Source organism: Pseudomonas sp. Au-Pse12 (assembly GCF_021341665.1).
GTDB lineage: Bacteria > Pseudomonadota > Gammaproteobacteria > Pseudomonadales > Pseudomonadaceae > Aquipseudomonas.
In genome coordinates this window covers 16,425-40,432 of the sequence record NZ_JAJTTH010000010.1, presented here as the reverse complement: position 1 = coordinate 40,432, position 24,008 = coordinate 16,425, and the positions used below count along the sequence as shown (strand labels likewise).

20 protein-coding genes are annotated in these 24,008 nt (G+C 65.0%); 12 read left to right on the top strand and 8 right to left on the bottom strand.

Annotation, left to right across the window (positions count from 1 at the left end):
- The first annotated feature begins 156 nt into the window (after window positions 1–156).
- The 3 genes from mobA to fdhD all read left to right on the top strand — a co-directional run bounded on the left by mobA (window position 157) and on the right by fdhD (window position 2,655).
- Window positions 157–771, top strand: coding sequence for a molybdenum cofactor guanylyltransferase MobA (gene mobA, locus LXM55_RS25010; protein WP_233323001.1), 615 nt, complete (start codon window positions 157–159; stop codon window positions 769–771).
- 108 nt (window positions 772–879) lie between these two features.
- Complete coding sequence (locus tag LXM55_RS25005) at window positions 880–1,770, top strand: LysR family transcriptional regulator (protein WP_233322836.1); 891 nt, start codon at window positions 880–882, stop codon at window positions 1,768–1,770.
- Window positions 1,771–1,827: 57 nt separating this feature from the next.
- Window positions 1,828–2,655, top strand: a complete 828-nt coding sequence (gene fdhD / locus LXM55_RS25000; RefSeq protein WP_233322835.1) for a formate dehydrogenase accessory sulfurtransferase FdhD — start codon at window positions 1,828–1,830, stop codon at window positions 2,653–2,655.
- A gap of 645 nt (window positions 2,656–3,300) precedes the next feature.
- Here fdhD and moaE read toward each other — a convergent pair.
- Genes moaE through moaA form a run of 5 tightly spaced genes read right to left on the bottom strand, consistent with a single transcriptional unit; the run spans window position 3,301 to window position 6,453 of the window.
- Window positions 3,301–3,747: a molybdopterin synthase catalytic subunit MoaE gene (moaE, locus tag LXM55_RS24995; RefSeq protein ID WP_233322834.1), complete on the bottom strand. Its 447-nt coding sequence runs from the start codon at window positions 3,745–3,747 to the stop codon at window positions 3,301–3,303.
- A gap of 3 nt (window positions 3,748–3,750) precedes the next feature.
- The gene (gene moaD / locus LXM55_RS24990; protein WP_233322833.1) at window positions 3,751–4,002 is read right to left on the bottom strand and encodes a molybdopterin converting factor subunit 1; all 252 of its coding nucleotides are present in this window, start codon (window positions 4,000–4,002) and stop codon (window positions 3,751–3,753) included.
- Entirely contained in the window at window positions 3,999–4,481 is a 483-nt protein-coding gene (gene moaC / locus LXM55_RS24985; protein WP_233322832.1) for a cyclic pyranopterin monophosphate synthase MoaC, read from the bottom strand. The genes moaD and moaC overlap by 4 nt, the downstream gene beginning before the upstream one ends.
- A 28-nt stretch (window positions 4,482–4,509) precedes the next feature.
- Window positions 4,510–5,409, bottom strand: coding sequence for a bestrophin family protein (locus LXM55_RS24980; RefSeq protein WP_233322831.1), 900 nt, complete (start codon window positions 5,407–5,409; stop codon window positions 4,510–4,512).
- A gap of 45 nt (window positions 5,410–5,454) precedes the next feature.
- Window positions 5,455–6,453: a GTP 3',8-cyclase MoaA gene (moaA, locus tag LXM55_RS24975; protein WP_233322830.1), complete on the bottom strand. Its 999-nt coding sequence runs from the start codon at window positions 6,451–6,453 to the stop codon at window positions 5,455–5,457.
- A 457-nt stretch (window positions 6,454–6,910) separates the two neighbouring features.
- Between moaA and LXM55_RS24970 the strand changes: the two genes are divergently transcribed.
- The 5 genes from LXM55_RS24970 to LXM55_RS24955 all read left to right on the top strand — a co-directional run bounded on the left by LXM55_RS24970 (window position 6,911) and on the right by LXM55_RS24955 (window position 12,082).
- Window positions 6,911–9,235 (top strand): FdhF/YdeP family oxidoreductase, encoded by a 2,325-nt coding sequence (locus LXM55_RS24970; protein WP_233322829.1) that lies wholly within the window; start codon window positions 6,911–6,913, stop codon window positions 9,233–9,235.
- A gap of 126 nt (window positions 9,236–9,361) precedes the next feature.
- Window positions 9,362–10,783: a cytochrome ubiquinol oxidase subunit I gene (locus tag LXM55_RS24965; protein ID WP_233322828.1), complete on the top strand. Its 1,422-nt coding sequence runs from the start codon at window positions 9,362–9,364 to the stop codon at window positions 10,781–10,783.
- A gap of 16 nt (window positions 10,784–10,799) precedes the next feature.
- Complete coding sequence (gene cydB / locus LXM55_RS24960) at window positions 10,800–11,816, top strand: cytochrome d ubiquinol oxidase subunit II (RefSeq protein ID WP_233322827.1); 1,017 nt, start codon at window positions 10,800–10,802, stop codon at window positions 11,814–11,816.
- Window positions 11,803–11,934: a hypothetical protein gene (locus LXM55_RS32460; protein ID WP_258230369.1), complete on the top strand. Its 132-nt coding sequence runs from the start codon at window positions 11,803–11,805 to the stop codon at window positions 11,932–11,934. Before cydB ends, LXM55_RS32460 begins: the two co-directional genes overlap by 14 nt.
- On the top strand, window positions 11,927–12,082 hold the full coding sequence (locus tag LXM55_RS24955; RefSeq protein ID WP_233322826.1) for a DUF2474 domain-containing protein: 156 nt from the start codon (window positions 11,927–11,929) through the stop codon (window positions 12,080–12,082). Before LXM55_RS32460 ends, LXM55_RS24955 begins: the two co-directional genes overlap by 8 nt.
- A 57-nt stretch (window positions 12,083–12,139) precedes the next feature.
- Here LXM55_RS24955 and LXM55_RS24950 read toward each other — a convergent pair whose 3' ends face one another.
- The 3 genes from LXM55_RS24950 to LXM55_RS24940 all read right to left on the bottom strand — a co-directional run bounded on the left by LXM55_RS24950 (window position 12,140) and on the right by LXM55_RS24940 (window position 16,946).
- Window positions 12,140–13,114, bottom strand: coding sequence for a Dyp-type peroxidase (locus LXM55_RS24950; RefSeq protein WP_233322825.1), 975 nt, complete (start codon window positions 13,112–13,114; stop codon window positions 12,140–12,142).
- A gap of 399 nt (window positions 13,115–13,513) precedes the next feature.
- Window positions 13,514–15,799, bottom strand: coding sequence for an FdhF/YdeP family oxidoreductase (locus LXM55_RS24945; RefSeq protein ID WP_233322824.1), 2,286 nt, complete (start codon window positions 15,797–15,799; stop codon window positions 13,514–13,516).
- Window positions 15,800–16,052: 253 nt separating this feature from the next.
- The gene (locus LXM55_RS24940; protein WP_233322823.1) at window positions 16,053–16,946 is read right to left on the bottom strand and encodes a DMT family transporter; all 894 of its coding nucleotides are present in this window, start codon (window positions 16,944–16,946) and stop codon (window positions 16,053–16,055) included.
- Between the two features lie 132 nt (window positions 16,947–17,078).
- On the opposite strand from LXM55_RS24940, the gene LXM55_RS24935 reads away from it, so the two are divergent.
- From LXM55_RS24935 to gbpA, 4 genes are all read left to right on the top strand, one after another.
- Window positions 17,079–17,516 carry an Lrp/AsnC family transcriptional regulator gene (locus tag LXM55_RS24935; RefSeq protein ID WP_233322822.1) on the top strand — a complete coding sequence of 146 codons (438 nt, stop codon included), beginning with the start codon at window positions 17,079–17,081 and terminating at the stop codon, window positions 17,514–17,516.
- A 304-nt stretch (window positions 17,517–17,820) separates the two neighbouring features.
- Window positions 17,821–18,462, top strand: a complete 642-nt coding sequence (locus tag LXM55_RS24930; RefSeq protein WP_233322821.1) for a response regulator transcription factor — start codon at window positions 17,821–17,823, stop codon at window positions 18,460–18,462.
- 37 nt (window positions 18,463–18,499) lie between these two features.
- Window positions 18,500–22,153 carry an ATP-binding protein gene (locus tag LXM55_RS24925; RefSeq protein ID WP_233322820.1) on the top strand — a complete coding sequence of 1,218 codons (3,654 nt, stop codon included), beginning with the start codon at window positions 18,500–18,502 and terminating at the stop codon, window positions 22,151–22,153.
- A gap of 136 nt (window positions 22,154–22,289) precedes the next feature.
- Entirely contained in the window at window positions 22,290–23,855 is a 1,566-nt protein-coding gene (gbpA, locus tag LXM55_RS24920; protein ID WP_233322819.1) for an N-acetylglucosamine-binding protein GbpA, read from the top strand.
- Window positions 23,856–24,008 lie beyond the last annotated feature (153 nt).

The following is a 24,008-nucleotide window of genomic DNA, read 5'->3' as shown; positions in this document are numbered from 1 at the left end:
GTTCTGGCTGACCGGATTATCGAGGCGCTCTATCGCCCTGCCGCGCCACCCGAGGCCTGCGATAAAGCCCATCAATCAGCCATTCGACACTTCCGATTGGACGCGCCCCAAGGACAATGAGATCGTTTGCGCCACCGACCTGACCTGCGCCCCACCATGACCTCGACCCAGCCTGCCCCCGCCGCCTCCCTGCCCTGCTCGATCCTGCTGCTGGCCGGCGGCCGCGGGGCGCGCATGGGCGGCCAGGACAAGGGCCTGGTGACCTGGTACGGCCAGCCGCTGATTGCCCATGTGCAGGCGGTGGTGCGGCCCTTTACCGATGACCTGATCATTTCCTGCAACCGCAACGCCGAGCGCTACCGGGCCTACGCCGACCGCTTGGTGGAGGATCCGCAGAAGGATTTCCCCGGGCCGCTGGCAGGCGTCCTGGCCGGCCTCGCGGCGGCCCGCCATCGCTGGCTGCTGGTGCTGGCCTGCGATGCACCGCAGATCGACGCCGCGCTGATCCAGGCCCTGCTGCAGGCCCGCGCGCCCCAGGAACAACCACTGATGGTGCAACAGGCCGGGCAATGGCAGCCCATGTTCAGCCTGATTCCACGGCGGCTGCTGGGCGAGCTGCGCCAGGCCTGGGACAACGGCGAGCGCAGCCTGCTGCGGGCCCTCGCCGCCCATGGCTTGCAGCCGTTGCCCTGCGCCGCCGACGACCCGCGGCTGAGCAACTTCAACACCCCTGAACTACTGTCTGAAGCAGGCCCCAAGCCCTTGGCCTGAGCACCGCAGCGCTGGCCAAGGAGGCGGCCCGGCAAGGCTGCACGCCTTTCCATGGGCGCAACACCTGCGTTATGAATGACCCCGACTTTTCCCACAACAGGTGCCATCGTGGACATCAAGCAACTCAAGTTTCTGATCGCCCTGGAGCAGACCCGGCACTTCGGCCAGGCCGCCGCGCGCTGCCACATCACCCAGCCGACCCTGTCCATGCGCCTGCGCAACCTGGAGGACGAACTGGACCTGATCCTGGTGACCCGGGGCCAGCGCTTCGAAGGCTTCACCGAGGCCGGCGAGCGGGTGCTGGCCTGGGCCAAGACCCTGCTGGCGGCCCATGACGGGCTGTTCGCCGAGGCCGCCGCCTGCCGCGGGCAACTGGTGGGCAACCTGCGCCTGGGCCTGGTGCCGCTGAGCGGCTTCAACCCGATCAGCTATGTGCAGAAGCTCTCGGCGAGCTTTCCCGAGCTCAAGTTCAGCCTGTCGTCCGCCAGCTCCGACCGGATCATCGAGGACATCGGCAACAACCAGCTGGACCTCGGGGTCTGCTACCTGGACCACGTCAACCCCCACTACCTGGACTTCTTCGAGATCGGCGAGACCCGGGTCGGCCTGCTCTACGACACCCGGCACTTTCATTTCGAAGGCAGCGAGATGAGCTGGGAAGACGCTGCCGAACTGCCCCTGGGCATGCTCAGCACCGGCATGCACTATCGCAAGTCCATCGACCTGAGCTTCCGCAGCCGTGGCCTGAACCCGACGCCGATCCTGGAGAGCGATTCCACCTACCAGCTGTTCCAGGCGATCCATGAGGGCTTCTGCTGCTCGATCATGCCCCTGGACAGCGGCCTGGATTCGCCCATCGACAACCTGGCCTTTATCCAGCTGCCGGACGCCAGCGTGCTGGCGCCCCTGGGCCTGGTGATGCGCAAGACCGAACCACGCTCGGCGATTGCCGAAAAGTGCTTCGCCGAAGCCAGGAAGCTGTTCGCGATCAAAGACTGAATGAATGCCCCGGGCCGCCCATGGCCCGGGTTGAATCGACTGTATCGAGGTGTGGTCATGGTTTGCCGGATCGAACAAACGCAGCAACAACCCGAAGCCAATGCGCCGGCGCCGGCGCCGCAGCGCGTGGCCTATCGCGAGTACAGCCCCGACGGGGTGATGGCCGAGGCGCCGCTGGCCGCCGAGATCGCCCTGGCGATCACCTACAACGGCCTGAGCCAGGCGGTGATGATGGTGTCGCCCGGCAACCTGGAAGACTTCATTCGCGGCTTCAGCATCACCAACGACATCGTCCATGACCTTGGCGAAATCTACGACATCCGCCTCAGCCACTTTCCCCAGGCCTGCCAGGCCGATGTGGAGATTTCCAGCCGGGCGTTCTGGGCCCTCAAGGACCATCGCCGGCAGATGGCCGGGACCAGCGGCTGCGGGTTATGCGGCGTGGAGGCCCTGGAACAGGCGCTGCCGCAACTGCAGATACTCGACCCTTCGCCCCTGCCCCCCGCCGAACACCTGCAGGGCCTGCGCGAGCGCATCGAACAAGCCCAGCACATGGCCCGCAGCAGCGGCGCCCTGCACGCCGCGCTGTACTTCGACGAACAGGGCGAGGTGCGCCTGTGCCAGGAAGACATCGGCCGCCACAACGCCCTGGACAAGCTGATCGGTGCCCTGCTGCAGGCCGGGATCGACGGCCGCCAGGGCTTCACCGTGGTCACCAGCCGCTGCAGCCTGGAACTGATCCACAAAGCCGTGCGTGCCCGCCTCGGCACCCTGGTCAGCCTGTCGGCGCCCACCGCCCTGACCGTGCAATGGGCCAACAAGCACCACCTGAACCTGATCCACGTGCCCCACCGCAACGCCCCACGGATCTACAGCCCGGTCTGAATCCCCCTGTGTGGCTCAAAACCTGAATCCGTGATCCAGCTGATAGACCGCGGATTCAGGCCTTGGGAAGGCTGCGCCTTCCAACGGGAGCGAGCTCCCTCACCACAAAAACGCCTTTTCGACATTGCACTCGGTGTAAGCCCCCCAGCGTGGCGAGGGAGCAAGCTCGCGCTCGGGCGCGCAGCGGCCGCAGAACCTGAATCCGTGATCCAGCTGATAGACCGCGGATTCAGGCCTTGGGAAGGCTGCGCCTTCCAACGGGAGCGAGCTCCCTCGCCACAAAAAAGCTTTTCGACATCGCCCTCGGTGTGAGCCCCCCAGCGTGGCGAGGGAGCTTGCTCCCGATCGGCCGCGCAGCGGCCGCAGAACCTGAGCCCGCGATCCACCTGAAAGACCGCGGACTCAGGCCTTGGGAAGGCTACGCCTTCCAACGGGAGCGAGCTCCCTCGCCACAAAAACGCCTTTTCGACATTGCACTCGGTGTGAGTCCCCCAGCGTGGCGAGGGAGCTTGCTCCCGCTCGGGCGCGCAGCGGCCGCAGAACCTGAATCCGCGATCCACCTGAAAGACCGCGGACTCAGGCCTTGGGAAGGCTGCGCCTTCCAGCGGGAGCGAGCTCCCTCGCCACAAGAAGCGATGCAAAGGATTACCAACGTTCGGCAGCCTGCCGATCGCTCTCGCGCCCTTCCACCCAGCGTTCGCCGTTGGGGGTGACTTCGCGCTTCCAGAACGGGGCGCGGGTCTTGAGGTAATCCATGATGAAGGCGCAGGCCTCGAACGCCGCTTGGCGGTGGGCGCTGGCCACGCCGACGAAGACGATGGGCTCGCCCACCGGCAACAGCCCCACCCGGTGCACCAGGCTCACCCGGTTCAGCGGCCAGCGCGCCTGGGCCTGCTGCACGATGCCCTGCAGCGAGCGTTCGGTCATGCCCGGGTAGTGCTCCAGGAACAGGCTCTGTACCGCCTCCCCCAGGTTGAGATCACGCACATAGCCAACGAAGGTCACCACGCCGCCGACACTGGAGTCGCCGGCCTGCAGGCCGGCATTCAATTGGTCGAGGCTGAAGGCCTGGGTCTGCACCTGAATGCCCATGCCTCAGCCCCCGGTCACTTGGGGGAAGAAGGCGACTTCATCGAAGTCCTCGATCACCGCGTCGAGCTTGCACAGGTCCTGGTTCAGCGCGCACATCAGGCTGTTCTCCCCCAGCACCGCGGCCCAGGTTTCGCCCCGCGCCATCAGCCGCCGGCGCAGGTCATCGACGGTGCGCAAGCCGGCGTCCAGCGCCAGCTTCTCGCCGCCGCTGCCCAGTTGTTCGCGGTAGCGGGCAAAGTAGTTGACCACAATCATTGTGCTGCTCCTGCGATGAAAACCCCTGACTTGCCGCCCTGCTTCTTCAGCAGGTGCAGGCCCTCGATGACCATGCCCCGGTCCACCGCCTTGCACATGTCGTAGATCGTCAGCGCCGCGACGCTGGCGGCGGTCATGGCTTCCAGTTCGACCCCGGTGGCGCCGTTGAGCCGGCAACAGGTGGTGATCTGCACCCGGTCCGGCGGCAGCGCCTGCAGCTCGACCTGGATACCACTGAGCAGCAACGGGTGGCACAGGGGGATCAGTTCGTGGGTCTTCTTCGCCGCCATGATTCCAGCGATGCGCGCCACGGCGAACACGTCGCCCTTGGGGTGCCCCTGGTCCTGGATCAGTTGCAGGGTGGCCGGGAGCATGCGCACCCAGGCCCGGGCCTGGGCCTCGCGTTCGGTGGCCGGTTTGGCGGTGACATCCACCATGCTGGCCCGGCCCTGGGCATCCAGGTGAGTGAGTGGGTTCATGTGCAACCTCGGAGATAAGGACAGTGGTTCAGCTCAGGACATAATCCACCGGCAACAGCACCGGCGGCAGTTCGGTGGCCCCCTGGGCCTCGAGGATCTCGCGCTCGATGTTGCGCACGATGGCGTTCAGCGGCAGGTCGTTCTCGTCGTGGCCAAAGGGGTCTTCCAGCTCGTCGCCAATGGCGTCCAGGCCGAAGAAGGTGTAGCTGACGATGGCGGTGAAAATCGGCGTCAGCCAGCCCAGGGGCTCGGCCATGGCAAAGGGCAGGAGGATGCAGAACATGTAGCTGGTGCGGTGCAGCAGCAAGGTGTAGGGAAACGGCAGCGGCGTGCTCTTGATCCGCTCGCAGGTGGTTTGCGCGCCGGTCAGCGCCGCCAGGTGGTTGGCCAGCAGCTGGTAGCGCCACTCGCTGATCCGGCCCGCCAGGGCCTGGTCCGAACACTGGCGCGCCACCTGGCGCAGGAGGCTGTCCGGCAGGTTGCTGGTGGTGGCCGGCGGCAGCTGGCTGAGCCAGGTTTCGGCGGCGCTCAGTTCATCTTCCTGGCGCAGCCGGGCCTTGAGGGCCTGGGCAAAGCCGCACAGGTCGCCGAGGATCGCGCGACGCGCCCCGGCCTCTTCCAGCACCTGGGTTTCGCGGATCAGCGAGCGCACCTCGGTCACCAGCGTGCCCAGGGCCTTGCGCGCCTCGTACCAGCGGTCGTAGCAGGCGTTGTTGCGAAAGCTCATGAAGATCGACAGCGACAGGCCGAGCAAGGTGAAGGGCGTGGCGTTGACCTTGGAAAAGTACGCCGGGTGCAGGGTCTCGATCAGCACGATGGCCGAGGCCAGCAGGGTCACCAGCAGGCTGCGCAGGGCGATGCGCTTGGCAATCGAGCCCTTGAGGGAGATCAGCACGCTGATCAGGTTGGGTTTGGATCGGACGATCATCGGGGCGAAACCTGTGCACGAAGGAAAGCGGCAAGGACCGGTGCTTCAACCGCCGGTCATGTTCATGAAGCGCACCACCTGCAGCTCGTCGTTGAGTTCGAAGTGGTGGCGGTAGGGTTTGAGTTTCATCGCCTCGACCATGGCCCGCTGCAAACGCTCGGCATCGCCGGGATGGGCCCGCAGCACGGCCTTGAGGTCCACCGAGTGCTCGTTGCCCAGGCACAACAGCAAGCGCCCTTCCACCGTCAGCCGTACGCGGTTGCAGGTGCCGCAGAAGTTGTGGCTGTGGGGCGAGATGAAGCCCAGGCGGATCTGTGGCGCCTCGGCCAGGCGCCAGTAGCGCGACGGGCCCTGGGTCGACTCGGCGGACTCCATCAGGGTGTAGCGCTCGGCGATCCGCTCGCGGACCTGGGCACTGGAAAAGAACGCGTCGCGACGGCTGTGCTCGCTGATGCTGCCCAGGGGCATCTCCTCGATAAACGAGATGTCCAGGCCACGGTCGATGGCAAAGGCCACCAGCTCGTTGATCTCGCGGTCGTTGCGGCCTTTCATCACCACGCAATTGAGCTTGGTGCGCGCAAAACCGGCGGCGATCGCCGCGTCGATGCCGGCGATCACCTGGCTCAGCTCGCCGGTGCGGGTCATCTGGCGAAACAGCCCCGGGTCGAGGCTGTCGAGGCTGATGTTGAGGCGCTTGACCCCGGCGTCGAACAGCGGCGCGGCGAGCTTGCCCAACTGCGAGCCGTTGGTGGTCAGGCACAGCTCCCGCAACCCGGGCAATTGCCCGATGCGTTGACACAGTTGCACCACCCCGGGACGGATCAGCGGCTCGCCACCGGTGAGGCGGATCTTGCGCGTACCCAGGGCGACGAAACCCGCGGCCAGCTGGTACAGCTCTTCCAGGGTCAGGATGCGTTGGCGCGGCAGGAACTGCATGTCCTCGGCCATGCAATACACGCAGCGAAAGTCGCAGCGGTCGGTCACCGACAGGCGCAAGTAGTCGATCCGTCGGGCAAAGCCATCCACCAATACTTGATCTGACATCACAGCCTCTGTCGACGGTTACGACCCTGGGGTCTTAGTTGCAGTTTTCGGCCATTAACGGCCATTGGACAAGTTGTTGGCGGCAAGACTAAGAGTGATTAAAAGTGGCGTCCAATCGCTATTAACAACCAATTGATCAATGCAATCTATCAGCTGAAAAAGCACCCTTTACCGGCACTAAATAAACAAGATAAATCGTTGATTTTTAATGAATTAAATACTTGATAGAGGCTTTCGATCAACCGGTCATTAATTGCGATTAGACAGCCGATACAGGCGCCGAATAGGCTTTATTCGCGGCCCATGAAACGGGCCCTATAAGTGATTCCGTTGCCCCAAGCAGTCCGAACTTAAACGGCTTCACCACAAAACCGCATTTAGCCTGTGCAGTTAAACAATCACTGACATCGATTATTTGTCGGGCGGTTGCCTGCGTGCGCTGTATTGGAGAAATATCATGAGCGAAGTTGATCGATATAAACCCTACAAGGGGGCGGCCGCCGGTTGGGGGGCACTGATCGCGGTGACCAGGAACTGGCTGGGCAGCGAAAACGCCTTCAAGAACATCCGCGCCATGCTCAAGACCAACCAGAACGGCGGCTTCGACTGCCCGGGCTGCGCCTGGGGCGAGTCGCCGGAAAACGGCATGGTCAAGTTCTGCGAGAACGGCGCCAAGGCGGTCAACTGGGAAGCCACCGGGCGCCTGGTGAACCCGGCCTTCTTCAACAAGTACACGGTCTCGGCCCTGGCCTCGCAGAGCGACTACTGGCTTGAGTACCAGGGCCGCCTGACCCACCCGATGCGCTACGACGCCACCCAGGACCGCTACGTGGAAACCACCTGGGACCAAGCCTTCGAGCTGATCGCCAGCCACCTCAAGGGCCTGGACTCGCCGAACCAGGCGGAGTTCTACACCTCGGGCCGGGCCAGCAACGAAGCGGCCTACCTGTACCAGCTGTTCGTGCGCGCCTATGGCACCAACAACTTTCCCGACTGCTCGAACATGTGCCACGAGGCCAGTGCCGTGGGCATGTTCGAAAGCGTCGGCGTGGGCAAGGGCACCGTGGTGTTCCATGACCTGGAACAGGCCGACGCGATCTTCGTCATCGGCCAGAACCCCGGCACCAACCACCCACGGATGCTCGAACCGCTGCGCGAAGCGGTGAAACGCGGGGCCCAGGTGATCTGCTTCAACCCGCTGAAAGAGCGCGGGCTGGAGCGCTTCCAGCACCCGCAGCACCCGCTGGAGATGCTCACCAACGGCTCCGAACCCACCTCCTCGGCCTACTTCCGTCCGGCCCTGGGCGGCGACATGGCGGCCTTTCGCGGCATCGCCAAGTTCCTCCTGCGCTGGGAACGCGAGGCCCTGGCCAACAATGGCGAGCCGGTATTCGACCGGGCCTTCATCGCCGAACACACCTCGGGGCTGGACAGTTACCTGGCCGAGGTCGATGCCACCTCCTGGAACCACATCGTCGAGCAGTCCGGCCTGACCCTGGCCGACATCGAACTGGCGGCGCGCATGTACCGCAAGGCCAAGCGCACCATCATGTGCTGGGCCATGGGCCTGACCCAGCACACCCACTCGGTGCCGACCATCCAGGAAGTGATCAACGTGCTGTTGCTGCGGGGCAACATCGGCCGCCCCGGCGCCGGCCTGTCGCCGGTGCGCGGCCACAGCAACGTGCAGGGCGACCGCACCATGGGCATCAACGAACTGGCGCCCAGCGAACTGCTCGATGCCCTGGAGGCGCGCTTCGGCTTCCAGCCGCCACGGGAGCACGGGCACAACACGGTGATGGCGATCTCGGCCATGGAACAGGGCCGGGCCAAGGTGTTCATCGGCCTGGGCGGCAACTTCGCCCAGGCCACCCCGGACACCCCGCGCACCCACGCCGCCCTGCGCAACTGCGAGCTCACCGTGCACATCGCCACCAAGCTCAACCGCAGCCACCTGGTGACCGGGCGCGAGGCGCTGATCCTGCCGTGCCTGGGCCGCACCGATATCGACATCCAGGCCAACGGCCCGCAAGGCATCACCGTGGAAGACACCTTCAGCATGGTGCACATCTCCCACGGCCAGCTGAAACCCAAGTCGCCGCACCTGCGCTCGGAACCGGCGATCATCGCCGGCATCGCCAACGCCACCCTGGGCCAGCACCCCATCGACTGGCTGTGGGTGATCGAAGACTACGGGCGCATCCGCGACCTGATCGCCGACACCATCCCCGGGTTCGAGGACTTCAATCTCAAGCTGCTGCACCCCGGCGGCTTCCACCTGGGCAACGACGCCAGCCAGCGGCGCTGGAACACCGCCACCGGCAAGGCGCGCTTCATTCCCAGCGTGCTGCCGGAACACCTGGTCAGCGCCGGGGTGCGCAAGCTCAAGGTCAAGCCCGACCTGATCCTGCAGACCATGCGTTCCCACGACCAGTACAACACCACCCTGTATGGCCTGGACGACCGCTATCGCGGGGTCTACGGCATGCGCGAGGTGCTGTTCGCCAACGAGCAGGACATTCGCCAGCTGGGCTTCGAACCGGGGCAGAAGGTTGACATCGTCTCGCTGTGGGATGACGGCCGCGAGCGTCGGGTCAGCGGTTTCACCCTGATCGCCTACGACATTCCCGCCGGCCAGTCCGCCGCCTACTACCCGGAAACCAACCCCCTGGTGCCCCTGGAAAGCTATGGCGACCGCACCTACACGCCGACGTCCAAGTTCATCGCCATCCGCCTGGAGCCGGCGGCGGCCAGCAACCTGATCCAGTCCGTCAGCGCTTGACCCGCCGGGGCGGCCAAGGCGCCGCTCCAGCCTGCCCCGCGCAGCCTTCTGCCGTACGCCGCGAACCCTGGTTCACGGCGGCGGCCGGCGCCTGCCCGGGCCCCCAGCCATCACGAGGGTTTCGTCATGTTTCATCTACAGGCGCTCGACCTGGCACGCATCCAGTTTGCGTTCACGGTCTCGTTCCACATCATCTTTCCCGCCATCACCATCGGCCTGGCCAGTTTCCTGGCGGTGCTCGAAGGGTTGTGGCTCAAGACCCACAACAACACCTACAAGGACCTGTACCACTTCTGGTCGAAGATCTTCGCCGTCAACTTCGGCATGGGCGTGGTCTCAGGCCTGGTCATGGCCTATGAGTTCGGCACCAACTGGAGCCGCTTCTCGGACTTTGCCGGGAGCATCACCGGCCCCTTGCTGACCTACGAGGTGCTGACCGCGTTCTTCCTGGAGGCGGGCTTTCTCGGGGTCATGCTGTTCGGCTGGAACCGGGTCGGCCGCGGGCTGCACTTCTTCGCTACGGTGATGGTGGCCATCGGCACCCTGATCTCGACCTTCTGGATCCTCGCCTCCAACAGCTGGATGCAGACGCCCCAGGGCTTTTCCATCGTCGACGGGCGGATCATGCCCATGGACTGGCTGGCGATCGTGTTCAACCCATCGTTCCCCTTCCGCCTGATGCACATGGCGATCGCCGCCTTTGTCGCCACGGCGTTCTTCGTCGGTTCCAGCGCCGCCTGGCACCTACTGCGGGGCAATAACACGCCGCCGGTGCGCAAGATGCTGTCGATGGCGCTGTGGATGGCGCTGATCGTGGCGCCGATCCAGGCGGTGGTGGGTGACGCCCATGGCCTGAACACCCTGGAACATCAACCGGCGAAGATCGCCGCCATCGAAGGCCACTGGGAAAACCACGGCAACGAGCCGTCGCCCCTGGTGCTGTTCGGCATTCCCAACATGGACACGGAGAAAACCGACTACGCCGTGGAAGTGCCCTACCTGGGCAGCCTGATCCTGACCCACAGCCTGGACAAGCAGATCCCCGCGCTCAAGAGCTTCCCCAGGGAGGACCGGCCCAACTCGGCCATCGTGTTCTTCAGCTTCCGCATCATGGCCGGCCTGGGCATGTTGATGATCCTCACCGGGGCGCTGGGCCTGCTGCTGCGGCGCAACGGCGCGCTGTACCGCAACCGCCTGTTCCTGCGCCTGGTGCTGTGGATGGGCCCCAGCGGCCTGATCGCCCTGCTGGCGGGTTGGATCACCACCGAAGTCGGGCGCCAGCCCTGGGTGGTGTACGGCCTGCTGCGCACCAGCGACGCCGCGTCCAACCACAGCGTGGCGCAACTGAGCATCTCCCTGGCGCTGTTCGTGGCGATCTACTTCTCGGTGTTCGCGGTGGGCATCGGCTACATGATGAAGCTGGTGCGCAAGGGCCCGCAGCCCCATCACGAGCATCCGCCGAGCGGCCCTGCTAGCCAGGAGCCGACCCCGCGCCGTCCGCTGTCCGCGATCGCCGAGACCTTTGCGTCCAGCGACCACCACCACTGAAACAAGGGATATCGACATGACGATTCAAGGCATAGACCTGTCGTTGATCTGGGGCGTGATCATTGCCTTCGGGGTGATGATGTACGTGATCATGGACGGCTTCGACCTGGGGCTGGGGATTCTCTTTCCGCTGATCCCCGACGCCCGGGAACGGGACGTGATGATGAACACCGTGGCCCCGGTCTGGGACGGCAACGAGACCTGGCTGATCCTCGGTGGCGCGGCGCTGTACGGGGCCTTCCCCCTGGCCTATTCGGTGATCCTCGAAGCCCTGTACCTGCCGCTGATCTTCATGCTGGCGGGGCTGATCTTCCGTGGCGTGGCCTTCGAGTTCCGCTTCAAGGCCAGCCCCGAACAGCGCCATATCTGGGACTGGGCGTTCATCGGCGGCTCGCTGCTGGCGACCCTGTGCCAGGGCATCGTGATCGGCACTTACATTTCCGGCATCCCGGTGCTCAACCGGCAGTTTGCCGGCGGCTCCCTGGACTGGCTGGCGCCCTTCCCGCTGTTCTGCGGCCTGGGGCTGATCGTGGCCTATGCGCTGCTGGGCAGCACCTGGCTGCTGGTCAAGACCGAGGGCATGCTCGAAGCGCGCATGCGCCACTACACCCGGCCCCTGGCGTTCGCGCTGACGGCGGTGGTGGCGGTGCTCTGCGTGTGGACCGCGCTGCTGCACCCGGAAATCGCCACCCGCTGGTTCCGCCATGCCCATATCGTGATCTTCGGCGCGCTGCTGGTGCTGGGCCTGCTGGCGTTGTGCGGGCTGCTGGGGACCTTGCGCCAGCACCATTCCCACTGGCCGTTCGTGTTCACCCTGGTGCTGGTGTTCCTCGGCTACATCGGCCTGGCGTTCAGCATCTGGCCGAACATCGTGCCGCCGTCCATCAGCCTGTGGGACGCGGCATCGCCCCTGACCAGCCAGCTGTTCATCCTGATCGGCACCTTGTTCATCCTGCCGATCATCCTGATGTACACCTGCTGGAGCTACTACGTGTTCCGCGGCAAAGTGAGGATTGGCGATGGCTACCATTGATCGGGCAAAGCCCCTGCCCTGGCACAGGACGGTGGCGCAACTGAGCCTGCTGTTCATCGGCGCCCTGCTGATGCTCGCCTGCAGCGGCGCACTGATGCTGGAGCTGGCCCATGGATAAGCTCACCACACCCCCCGCGCAACCGGCCCCCGGCTGGCAGCGCCTGCTGTGGATGCTCGGCATCTGGCTGGCCAGCGTCGTCGGCCTGGGGCTGGTGGCCGGCCTGTTGCGGCTGCTGATGCAGGCCGCTGGAATGCACAGTCACTGAGGAGGCGTGTGTAACGCCTGGAACCCCGGCCCGCAGCAGCGGGCCGGGGTTTTGCGGTTACTGGCCGGTCGGCGTGCGCTCGGCCAGCTGTTCCAGCAGATCGGCGGAGGGCACGAAGAACAGCCCGCCGGTGACCGCGGTGCTGAAGTCCAGCAAGCGGTCGTAGTTGCCCGCCGGGCGCCCGACGAACATGTTTTCCAGCATCTGCTCCACCGGGCGTGGCGAACGCGCGTAGCCGATGAAGTAGGTGCCGAATTCCCCAGCGCCCGGACGGCCGAAGGGCATGTTGTCGCGCAGGATCTTCACCTCCTCGCCGTTCTCTTCCAGGGTGGTCAGGGAACTGTGGGAGCAGCTGGGTTTCACCGACTCATCGAGTTCGATGTCCGACAGCTTGGTGCGGCCGATGATGCGCTCCTGGGCTTCTACCGTCAGTTCGTTCCAGGCCGTCATGTTGTGCAGGTACTTCTGCACCAGCACGTAGCTGCCGTTGCAGAACGACGGATCCTCGTCGCCGATCAGGGTGAAATCCACCGCCTCGCGGCCTTCCGGGTTCTCGGTGCCGTCGACGAAGCCGACCATGCTGCGCATGTCGAAATAGCGGAAGCCCTGGACCTCGTCCACCACCTTGACCGAGCCGCCCAGGGGCTTGAGCAGTTGCGTGGCCAGTTCGAAGCACAGGTCCATCTGCTCGGCGCGGATATGCAGCAGCAGGTCGCCGGGGGTCGACGGCGCGCGCCGGCCCTCCACGCCCACCTCAATGAACGGGTGCAGCGACGCCGGGCGCGGGCCGGCGAACAAGCGCTCCCAGGCGCTGGAACCGAAGCCGCAGACACAAGACAGGTTGCCCCCCGGCACGCGCTTGCCCACCGAGCGGGTCAGCGCGGCGACATCGGCGCACCACTCACGCAGGGTTTGCGCGGCGTCGGCGCCGGGGGCCAGGGTGGCGACGATGAAGATCGCGCTGCGGGTAATCGGATTGCAGATAGCTTGCGGCTCGGGCTTGCGCTCGGCCAGGGAGGAAGGCTGGGTCATCATGGTTTCCACAGGCTGCGGTCGAAAAATCACTGACAGGAAATTAGCAGATTGTGGCTGTGGTAAGGGGAGCAGCTGCAAGCGGTGAGCTGCCAGCCGCAAGCTGCGAGGCTGAACACGCCTTGTGACAAGAGCGCTTACTGTGGCGAGGGAGCTTGCTCCCGCTGGAAGGCGCAGCCTTCCCAATGCCTGAGTCCCCTTCCTATCAGGCAGACCGCAGATTCAGGTTTTACGGCCGCTGCGCGTCCGAGCGGGAGCGAGCTCCCTCGCCACAGAAAAGCAGCGGCAAGCGGTGAGCTGTCAGCCACAAGCTGTTTGCATCGGTTCTTGCGGCCTCTGATTGCCGCCAGTTGCGAGGCTGAACACGCCTTGTGGCAAGCTCCCTCACCCATTGCCGGGTCAGGAGGCGGCGCTGCCCAAGGTCGAGCGCAAGACCCGCACCGGCACCGATTTGTAGGACGGCGTGCCGCTGTCCACATCCAGGTAGTCCAGGGGCACCAGGCGGTTGGCTTCGGGGTAGTAGGCGCCCACGGTGCCGCTGGCGATCTTGTATTCGATGGCGGTGATCTTTTCGTAACGCAAGCGGCGCCCGCCAATCACGGTCTCGATGTCCACCAGGTCGCCATGGGCCAAGCCTCGGGCGGCCAGGTCCGCCGGGCTCATGAACAGCACGTCGCGGCGGCCGAACACGCCGCGATAACGGTCGTCCAGGCCATAGATGGTGGTGTTGTACTGGTCGTGGCTGCGCAGGGTGATCAGCCGCAGCACGTCGGCGCCGTCCACTTCCTTGTCCTCGTGCAGCCCGGGGAAGACGAAGAACTCGGCCTTGCCCGAGGGGGTCAGCCACTGCCGCTGGGCCGCCGCCAGGGGCATGCGGAACCCGCCCGGCACGCGGATGCGCGCGTTGTAGTCGTCGAAGCCGGGCACGGTCTGCTCGATCAGGTCGCGGATCTTGTCGTAGTCGGCCACCAGCTCGCGCCAGGGCACGCGGCTGTCGGGCAGCGTGGCCTGGGCCATGCCGGCAACGATCGCCGGTTCCGAGAGCAGCAACGGCGACGCCGGGGCCAGCTTGCCGGCCGAGGCGTGGACCATGGACATCGAGTCTTCCACGGTAACGGCTTGGCCCAGGCCTTCCTGCTCATCCCGTTCGGTGCGCCCCAGGCAGGGCAGGATGAAGGTCTCGCGGGCCACCAGCAGGTGGCTGCGGTTGAGTTTGGTGGCGACGTGCACGCTCAGGTCGAGCCGGCTCATGGCCGGGAAGCACTGACCCGGGTCCGGCAGGGCCACGGCGAAGTTGCCCCCCAGGCACAGCAGCGCCTTGGCCCTGCCGTCGATCATCGCCTGCATGGCCTGCACCGCATCGTGGCCATGGGCCGAAGGCGGCGTGAAGCCGAAGGCCTGCTGGAGCTTGTCGAGAAAGGCCTGCGTCGGCTTCTCGGTGATGCCCACGGTGCGGTTGCCCTGGACGTTGGAGTGGCCGCGCAACGGGCAGATCCCCGCCCCCGGCTTGCCCAGGTTGCCGCGCAGCATCAGCAGGTCGCAGATCAGCCGCACATTGGCCGTGCCTTCGTTGTGCTGGGTGATGCCCATGCCGTAGGTGACGATGGTGGCGTTGGACTTGGCGTACGCCGCGGCGACCATTTCCAGGTCCGCCTGGTGCAGCCCGCTGGCCTGCTCAATGTCCGCCCAGGCCGTGGCGTGCAGGTCCGCCGCCAGGGCCTCGAAACCCAGGGTGTGCTCGGCGATGAACTCATGGTCCAGCACCTGCCCCAGGCTGTCTTCCAGGGCCAGCAGGGCCTTCATGATGCCCTTGATCGCCGCCGCGTCGCCGCCGGCCTTGACCTGGAAGTACGACGAGGCGATGCGGGTCGAGCCGTAGGTGGCCATCTCCACCATGTTCTGCGGGTCGGCAAAACGCTCCAGGGCGCGCTCGCGCAGCGGATTGAAGACCATGATCGGCACCTTGCGCCGCGAGGCTTCATGCAGCGTGCCCATCATCCGCGGGTGGTTGGTGCCGGGGTTGTGGCCGATGGAGATGATCAGCTCGCAGAGGTCGAAGTCCTCCAGCGACACCGTGCCCTTGCCGATGCCGATCGAGCGCGGCAAACCGACGCTGGTCGGCTCATGGCACATGTTCGAGCAGTCGGGAAAGTTGTTGCTGCCGTATTCCCGGGCGAACAGCTGGTACAGGTAGGCCGCTTCGTTGGAGGCACGGCCGGAGGTGTAGAACTCCACCTGCTCGGGTTGCAGGCCGCGCAGGATCTCGCCGATGCGGGCAAAGGCGGCTTGCCACGCCAGCGGCTTGAAGGTGTCGCTGGCGCGGTCGTAGACCAGCGGTTCGGTCAGGCGCCCGAGGTCTTCCAGTTCGTAGTCCGAGCGCTGCAACAGCGAAGTCACCGGGTGCTCGGCGAAGAACGCCGGGGTCACGCGTTTATGGGTGGCCTCCCAGGTCACCGCCTTGGCACCGTTTTCACAGAACTGGAAGGTCGACTTGTGCTCCTTGTCCGGCCAGGCACAGCCCGGGCAGTCGAAGCCGTCGGGCTGGTTGGTGCGCATCAGGGTCAGCGGCGCCTTGAGCGCGTCCATCTGTTCGCGCACCGCCGTGGCGGTGGCCTTGAGCGCGCCCCAGCCACCGGCGGGCCCCTCGTAGCTGCGAATTCCGGGAACCTTGCGTCGAGTGCTCATGATCGCTCCTGGGCCGGCGCGCGGCGGCAACGACGCGAACCGGTGGTTGCGCACGATCGAGGCGCGCCTGGGCGGGATGCCGAGGGCCTGGACCGGGGGAGAAAGGGTGCTGAAAAAACCTCAGCGCTGGGTAAAATCTAGCCCCGGGCCCCGGCCTGTCAAGGCTCGGCGCCGACCGGTAGAGGCCCGCTGCCCGGGCGTTTGCGCGGGCAGTGGGAGCCGCTTGCCAGCCCCCGTCGAACGCCTGCGGCGCTCACTGCAAAACGCTGCGTCGGCGCTTCAGGCTCCAGCCCTGCTGCATGCCGGCGGCGGCCAGCAGGATGGCCCCAACACCCACCCATTGCAGCAGGCCCAGGCGGTGCCCGAAGGCCAGCCAGTCGACGAAGATCGCCGCGATCGGATAGATGAACGACAAGGCGCCGGTCAAGGCCGTCGGCAGCTTCTGGATCGCCCCGTACAGCAGCACGTACATCACCCCGGTATGAAGGATGCCCAGGGTCAGCAGGCTGGCCCAGGCGCTGGCCTGCTGGGGCGGCGTGCCGAGGTTGGCCCAGGGCGCCAGCAGCAAGACCCCGGTGCAGACCTGGACCAACGCGATCAGGTGCGGCGGCGTGCCACTCAGGCGCTTGATCAGCAACGCGGCGAAGGCGTACAGCAGCGCAGCGCCCAGGGCCAGGGCGATGCCCAGCAAGTAGTCGCTACCGCCCTCGCCCTCGGCGCCGTGGGCACTGACGATGGCCAGCATCCCGGCGAACGACAGGCACAGCCAGAAGAGTTTCTGCGGGGTGATCTTCTCCCCCAGGAACAGCGCGCCCAGGGCCACCAGAATGAACGGCTGGACGTTGTACACCGCGGTGCCGATGGCGATCGAGGCGCGGGAGTAGGAACCGAACAGCAGCACCCAGTTGCCGACAATCGCCACGCCGCTGAGCACCGCCAGAAGCAGGCTGCGCTTGATCAGAATGTTCTTACGCAAAAAACCGAAAGCGCCACAAATAAGCAATAAGGCCCCGGCACCGAACAGGCACCGCCAGAACACCACATCCAGCACCGGTTGCCCGGACACCAGGACGAACCAGCCAATGGTTCCGGAAATCAGCATGGCAGCGGTCATTTCCAACGATCCGCGACGGGTGTTTGCATCCATCATCAGGCTCCTGTGCAAGTGGGCAAATTATGCCCAGCCAGCAGTGGCCATCGCCAGATCAAAACCTGGGCTAGAATCGATTCAGGCCTTTTTTATCAAGGCAAAACCGTTCATTCACCTAATGAGATCGCCATGCTCGATGCCATCGACCAAACCCTGATCAGTGCCCTGATGCAGGACTCGCGACGCTCCCTCAAAGCCTTGGCGCAGATCAGCGGGCTGTCCGCCCCCAGTGTCTCGGAACGCCTGCGACGTCTGGAAGAACGCGGCGTGATCAGTGCCTATACCCTGGAGATCGACCCCAGGTTTTTCGGCTACCAATTACAGGCCATCGTCCGCATCCGCCCGTTGCCGGGTAAGTTGCAGGAAGTCGAACGGCAGATCCTGGCCATTGCCGAATTCACCGAATGCGACAAGGTCACCGGCGACGACTGCTTTATCGCCCGCCTGCAAGTGCGTTCCATGGAGCAACTGGACAGCCTGCTGGACCACCTCAACCACTACGCCGAAACCAACACCGCGATCGTCAAGAAATCTCCGATCAAGCGGCGTTTGCCGCCCCTGGAATGAGCAGCGGCAAGCGCACCGTCCGCGGGTTGAAAAAACGCGCCGGACGGCCCGACAAGCCGCGCTGAAACGCCCGTTCCAGAGGCATTCCTTGCATGCTCACGAGCAGTCGCCCTACAAGATTTAAGGAAATTTCTCGGAAAGCATAAGACGATTCTTAAAGTTCCATGGACGTCTTTTTGGCGCCAATTTCAGTGATACCCTGCGAATCTTCTGACGAACCCACAAGCAAAATGCCCGCTCCTCGATAGGAAGCCGGGCGTTTTTGTGGGCTCATGCCTGCCGAAAAGCCGAGTACACGAAACCGATGCCGATCCGCGTCCAGATAGCCGATGACCATCCCCTGACCCTGATTGGGATTCACACCCTGCTGGAAAACCGCGCCGACCTTGAAGTGGTGGCCCAGGCCCACAGCGTGGCAACCCTGCTGGAGAACCTGCAGCAGCGTCCCTGCGAACTGCTGTTGACCGACCTGATGATGCCCGGCGGCGATCAAGTGGACGGGATTCGCCTGATCCGCCGCCTGCGTTCGCGCTATCCGCAGCTGGCGATCGTGGTGATCACCATGCTCGACAACCCGGCGCTGATCAGCAGCGTGCTGAAGCTCGGCATCCAGGGCCTGGTGAGCAAGCGCGGCCTGCTCAATGACCTGCCCAAGGCGATCGACGCCAGCCCGCGCGCGCCCTTCGTCTCGGCGTCCATCCAGCACCTGCTGGACACCAGCACCGCGCTGCACGGCAAGCCGCTGCTGCAACCCGAACAGTTGTCGGCGCGGGAAATCGAGGTGCTGCGGCTGTACGGCACCGGCATGAGCATTGGCGCCATCGCCCAGCACCTGTGCCGCAGCAAGCAGACCATCAGCACGCAAAAAAGCAGCGCCATGCGCAAGCTTGGCCTGGACACTTCAGCCAGCCTGTTTCTCTACATCCAGGAACACGGCCTTTCCTGAGTCGCCGAGCGCGGCCGATCCCGGAGCATTCCCCCTTATGCACCTCATTTCGCTTTCCTTCGTGCGCCGGAGGATGCAGCGCTTTTGCCTGCTGCTCATCCCCCTGGCCTGCCTGACCCTGCTGGCACCGGCCTACGCCGACTCCGCGCCCGCAACGGCGGACAGCAACCTGCCCCTGAGCACGTTGCTGGCGATGCGCAACAGCCTGCCGCGCAAGACCCTCAAGGTGGCGCGCATCGTGCCCCCGGACCGCCCCCTGGAGAGCGCCGGCAACCAGGTCCTGAAGTCGATTTCCGACGAGTACCTGAAGCTGATCGGCGAACAGTTGGACCTGCACTTTCAAAGCGTCGAGCTGCCCTCGCCCCAGGCCGCCGTGGAAGCCTTGCTGGACCACCGGGTCGATCTGCTGGCCCGCGCCACCGAGTTCGAAGCGGCCAACCCGAACCTGCGCCTGAGCCAGCCCTACCTGCGCAACCTGCCGATCATCGTCGGCCGCACCAGCGACCAGAGCCTGCCCCTGGACCTGCGCGGCAAACAGGTGCTGGTACTGGAAAACTACCTGCCGAACCAGCAGATCCGCGATGCCTATCCGCTGGCCGAAGTCCGCACCGTGCGCACCACGGCGCTGGCCTTCGAACAGTTGGCCCTGGGCGAGGCGGACGCCTTCATCGGCGACCAGTTCCGCGCCAGCCTCTACCTTCAGGCGCGCCCGGACCTGGCCCTGCACAACAAGTTTTCCGCGCAGCTGCCCAACACCGGTTTCGCCTTCGCCGTGCGCCGCGACGAACCCACCCTGCTGGCCCTGCTCAACCATGTGCTGCACAGCGTTCCCGAGGCGCAGAAACTCAAGGTCCAGCAGCACGCCAGCCACGGTCCCTTCCCCTATTCCCCGACCGATGCCTTCATGCTCAGCCCCCAGGAACTGGCGTGGTTGAAGGAACATCAACAGATCAACCTGCTGGCCCAGGAAGCGCCGCCGTACCTGTATCGCACCAGTGACGGACAGTGGGCGGGATTGAGCATCGACCTGCTGCAGACCCTGACCGATGCCTTTCGCCTGACGCTCAACATCCAGCCGAGCCTGTCGCGGGCCAAGGACCTGGAACAACTGAACAAGGGCAGCGCCGACCTCTCCAGCCGGTCCCTGAACATTGCCGACGGGTCCCGGGGCGTGCGCTTCAGCCAGCCCTACGGCCCGCGCAACTGGACCTTCATCATCCGCACCGGCGACAGCTCCCCCAGCTCGCTGGAAGCCATGGAGGGCCGCACGCTTTCGCTGTCGCGCGACCACCCGCTGTACGACCACCTGCGCCTGCGCTACCCCAAGCTCCAGCTGATGCTCACCGAGAACTACCAGCAGTCCCTGGACCTGGTGCTGCAGCGCCGGGTCGACGCCACGCTGGACAGCCCCAGCGCCGGCCAGGCGCAACCCGGGAGCGGCCTGCAGTACGGCCTGTCGATCAAGGCCACGCCGAGCCCTCACCAATTTGCCGTGGCGCCAGGCTCCAGCGAGTTGCTGAGCATCCTGGACAAGCTGCTGGATTCACTCTCGCGCGCGCCGCAGAGCGATATCCAGGTGATCGCCGAGCGCCCCCAGGACAACTTCTGGGCATGGGCCGCCGACCAGGCCTGGCATGTCGGCGTGGTGGTGCTGCTGGTCTTCGTCCTGTCCCTGGTGTGGAACTGGCGGCTGAAGATCCAGGTCAAGGAGCGGATCTGCGCCCAGACCCGCCTGCAGGACAAGCTGGCGTTCCAGTTCTCGCTGCTCAACGGGCTGCCGACGCCGCTGTATGTGTGCGACCTGCACGGGCGCTTGAGCACCTGCAATCGGGCCTATGAAGAGTTTTTCTCCACCTCCGAGGATCAGGTCCAGGGCTGCCTGCCCACCGAGCAGAGCAACATGCCGGGTAATTTTGCCCAGGTGCTGCAGGACGAACACCACCAGTTACTGCACAACCACCGGCCGCGCTTTCTCGACACCAGCCTGGTCATCAAGGGCGAGCAGCATTACCTGTACCAATGGCTGGTGCCGTTCTACAACGCCCGCGGCCTGCTCCAGGGACTGCTGGGCGGCTGGCTGGACATTTCCGAACGCAAGCACCTGGAAATCAAACTGCGCGAAGCCAAGCAAGTCGCGCTCAAGGCCAGTGCCGCCAAAAGCGAATTCCTGGCGTCCATGAGCCACGAACTGCGCACCCCGCTCAATGCCCTGGTGGGGCTGCTGGAGCTGGAAACCAGCGGCCGCAACAGCCCCTCGCACAACCTGCGGGTGGCCCAGCAATCGGCGACTTCGATGATCGACCTGATCGGCAACATCCTCGACCTGGACAAGATCGAGAGCGGCCTGATGCAACTGGCCCCCCACCCCACCGCGCTGGAACCGCTGCTGACCAACAGCCTCGGGCTGTTCGCGGCCCAGGCCCGGGAGAAGAACCTGCACCTGCACTTCACCTACCAGGCCGACAGGCAGCGCCTGCACTGGGTCGATTCGCTGCGCCTGCAGCAGATCTTCCACAACCTGATCAGCAACGCCCTGAAGTTCACCGACCAGGGCAGCATCCAGGTGCGGGTGACCGAGGCCCCGCTGCGCGAAGGCGTGAGCCGGCTGACCCTGAGTGTCTGCGACACCGGCATCGGCATCCCGCATGCCTTGCAGCCGCTGATCTTCGAACCCTATCGCCAGGCCAGCGCGCGCACCGCCCACCTCTACGGCGGTTCGGGCCTGGGCCTGAGCATCTGCAGCCAGCTGACCCAGTTGATGGACGGCCATATCTGGCTGGAAAGCGAGCCCGGGCGCGGCTGCTGCGTGCAGGTCGAGCTGCCCCTGAACTGGCAACTGGCCCCGGGGGCTGCACCCGAGCCCCTGGCGCCGGAACAGCAGGCAGCCAAGGCGTTGCGGGTACTGGTGGTGGACGACGTGTCCACCAATGGCCTGGTCCTGACCCTGCAACTGGCCCGCCTGGGGCACCAGGCCGAACACGTGTGCAGCGGCGAACAGGCCCTGCTGGCCCTGAGCGAGTCGACCTACGACGTGTTGATCAGCGACTGCAACATGCCGGGCATGGACGGTTATGCCCTGACCCGCGCCGTGCGCGAAGACGAGCGCCGCCGCGGCTTGCCCCAGCGCCTGATCATTGGCTACACCGCCAGTGCCCTGAGCAACGAGGCCACCCAGTGTTCCAATGCCGGAATGAACGACCTGATGATCAAACCCGTGACCCTGGCGCGCCTGCAGGAAGTCCTCAGCAACCATGCGCCCCTCGACGAAGAACCGTCGTTCCAACGCTCGTTCAGCCTCGATCACCTGGACGAGGTGGGCAAGAACAGCTCGATCCTGCGCCGGCGCATCCTGCTGGAGCTGACCAAAAACCTGCAGCAGGAAATCGCCCAATTGCAGGTGCTCGATCTGGCCGGCACGCCCCAGACCATCGGCGACCTGAGCCATCGCCTGGCGGGCGTGGCCTGCCTGATCGATGCCAGTAAAATGGCCGCTGCCTGCCATGCGCTGAGGCAGGTCAATGTCCAGCAGGCGGACGCGGTGCGCCGCTGCCAGGCCGAGCTGCTGGCCAGCATGGAGCGCATCTTCGAGCAGGCCAAGGCCGACCTCGCCGCCCTGCGCCAGCCGCTCAAGCCCTGGTCCAGAGGCATTGCCCGCGCGCCCCTGGTGCACTCTCGTACTCGTCCGATATAACCCGCCGCCAACCCTTCCTACTCTGGCGCCTGCTTTCGGGGGGCGCCAGACAGGGATGCCAGACTCAACTTGAGCCGCCACATCCTTCCCCACGATCGCCTGTTGAATCCAATAATTTCCAACTAAGGATCAATCGATGATCACGTTGCACCGAGCCCGTTCATTCCTCAAATTGCCTTTGGCCCTGGCCATCGGCATGACCTCGTTCGCGGCTCAGCAAGCCAGCGCCCACGGCTACATCGAAAGCCCCAAGGGCCGCGCCTTCATGTGCAGTTCCGCTGGCGGCAATCAGAACGCCAACTGCGGCTCTGTCGCCTATGAACCGCAAAGCGTCGAATACTTCGGCAGCCCCGGTGGCGGCCGCGAGCACTTCCCGAGCAACGCCCAGGCCTGTACCGGCGACTTCCGCGTCTGCGGCCCGGCCGATGGCACCATTGCCGCCGGCGGCATGACCGGCTTTGCCAAGCTCAACGAACAATCGAGCAGCCGCTGGACCAAGAACACCATCAAACCGGGCCTGCAGACCTTCACCTGGAAGTACACCGCGGTTCACGCCACCCGCTACTGGCAGTTCTACATCACCAAGAAAGACTGGAACCCGAACCAGCCGCTGACCCGCGAGTCGTTCGAAATGACCCCGCTGCTGGATGAAAAATGGGACGGCAGCATGCCGGCCAAGGCCGGTGGCACCACCCAGCACCAGGTCAAGATCCCGGCCGATCGCAGTGGCTACCACGTGCTGCTGGCGACCTGGAAAGTCCACGACAACTCCAACACGTTCTACTCGGTGGTGGACCTGAACATCGATAACGCCAACGCGCCTGCCTCGCAGTGGAACGATATCGGCGCGGTGCAGCCCGAACCGCTGAAGGTCGGCGACAAGGTCATGACCCGGGTGTTCACCCACACCGAGCAACAGACCAAGCAAGTGCAGCTGAACATTGATTCGCCAGCGCTGGCCAACGAAAACGTCTGGCCGTTCGAGCTGGCGAAAAAGGTCAACGCGGCCAAGCTCGGCTACCAGATGGGCCTGCTCGACGACAAGGACCAGGTCGTGCCTAACCGCGGCAAGAACAGCATCTTCGTCAACAAGGGCAGCGACATCAGCAGCGTGATCATCGCCAAGGAGCTGGCCAGCCAGCCGAGCGAGCTCAAGGTCACCGGGGTGCAGCCTGAATACACCGCGAACAACGGCCAGGTCGACCTGCACTTCAACGCCATCGTCAAGGCCAGCGACCCGAAAGACGAATACACGACCTACGCCAAAGTGTTCGACAGCGCAGGCAAGACCCTGGCCTATGAGCACGCACCGGTCGGCAGCCTGACCCCGCACTTCTCGATCACGCTGAAAGACGCCAAGGCCGGCCAGTACGACCTGGTGGTGGTCTCCAGTTCGAAGAAAGGCGAGTTGCTGCAGCAAAGCGCCCGCTTCACCGTGAAGGTTGAAGAGAACGTCGGTGGCGGCGAAACACCGGGCAACGGCGGCGAGCCACCGGTTGAAGGTGGTAAGTACGACCACGTGTTCCCGCAAGGGTTGAGCACCTACAAAGCCGGCACCCTGGTGCTGCAGCCCAAGGACGGCAAGACCTACAAGTGCAAGCCATTCCCTTACAGCGGCTACTGCGTGCAGTGGAAAGCCGGCGCCACGCAATACGAACCCGGCACCGGCAGCCACTGGGGCATGGCCTGGGACCGCCAATAACAACAACGCAGGTTTGACCCTTGAGCGTGGCCGGTGAGTGCCACGCTTTTTTTTGCCCGCACAAACGCGACTCGGTCGGGCCACTCTCGTACTCGTCCCATGGGAGCGCTGTACCCCGCCACGTAGCCTATCGCTGTGCTCGGGGATACGCCG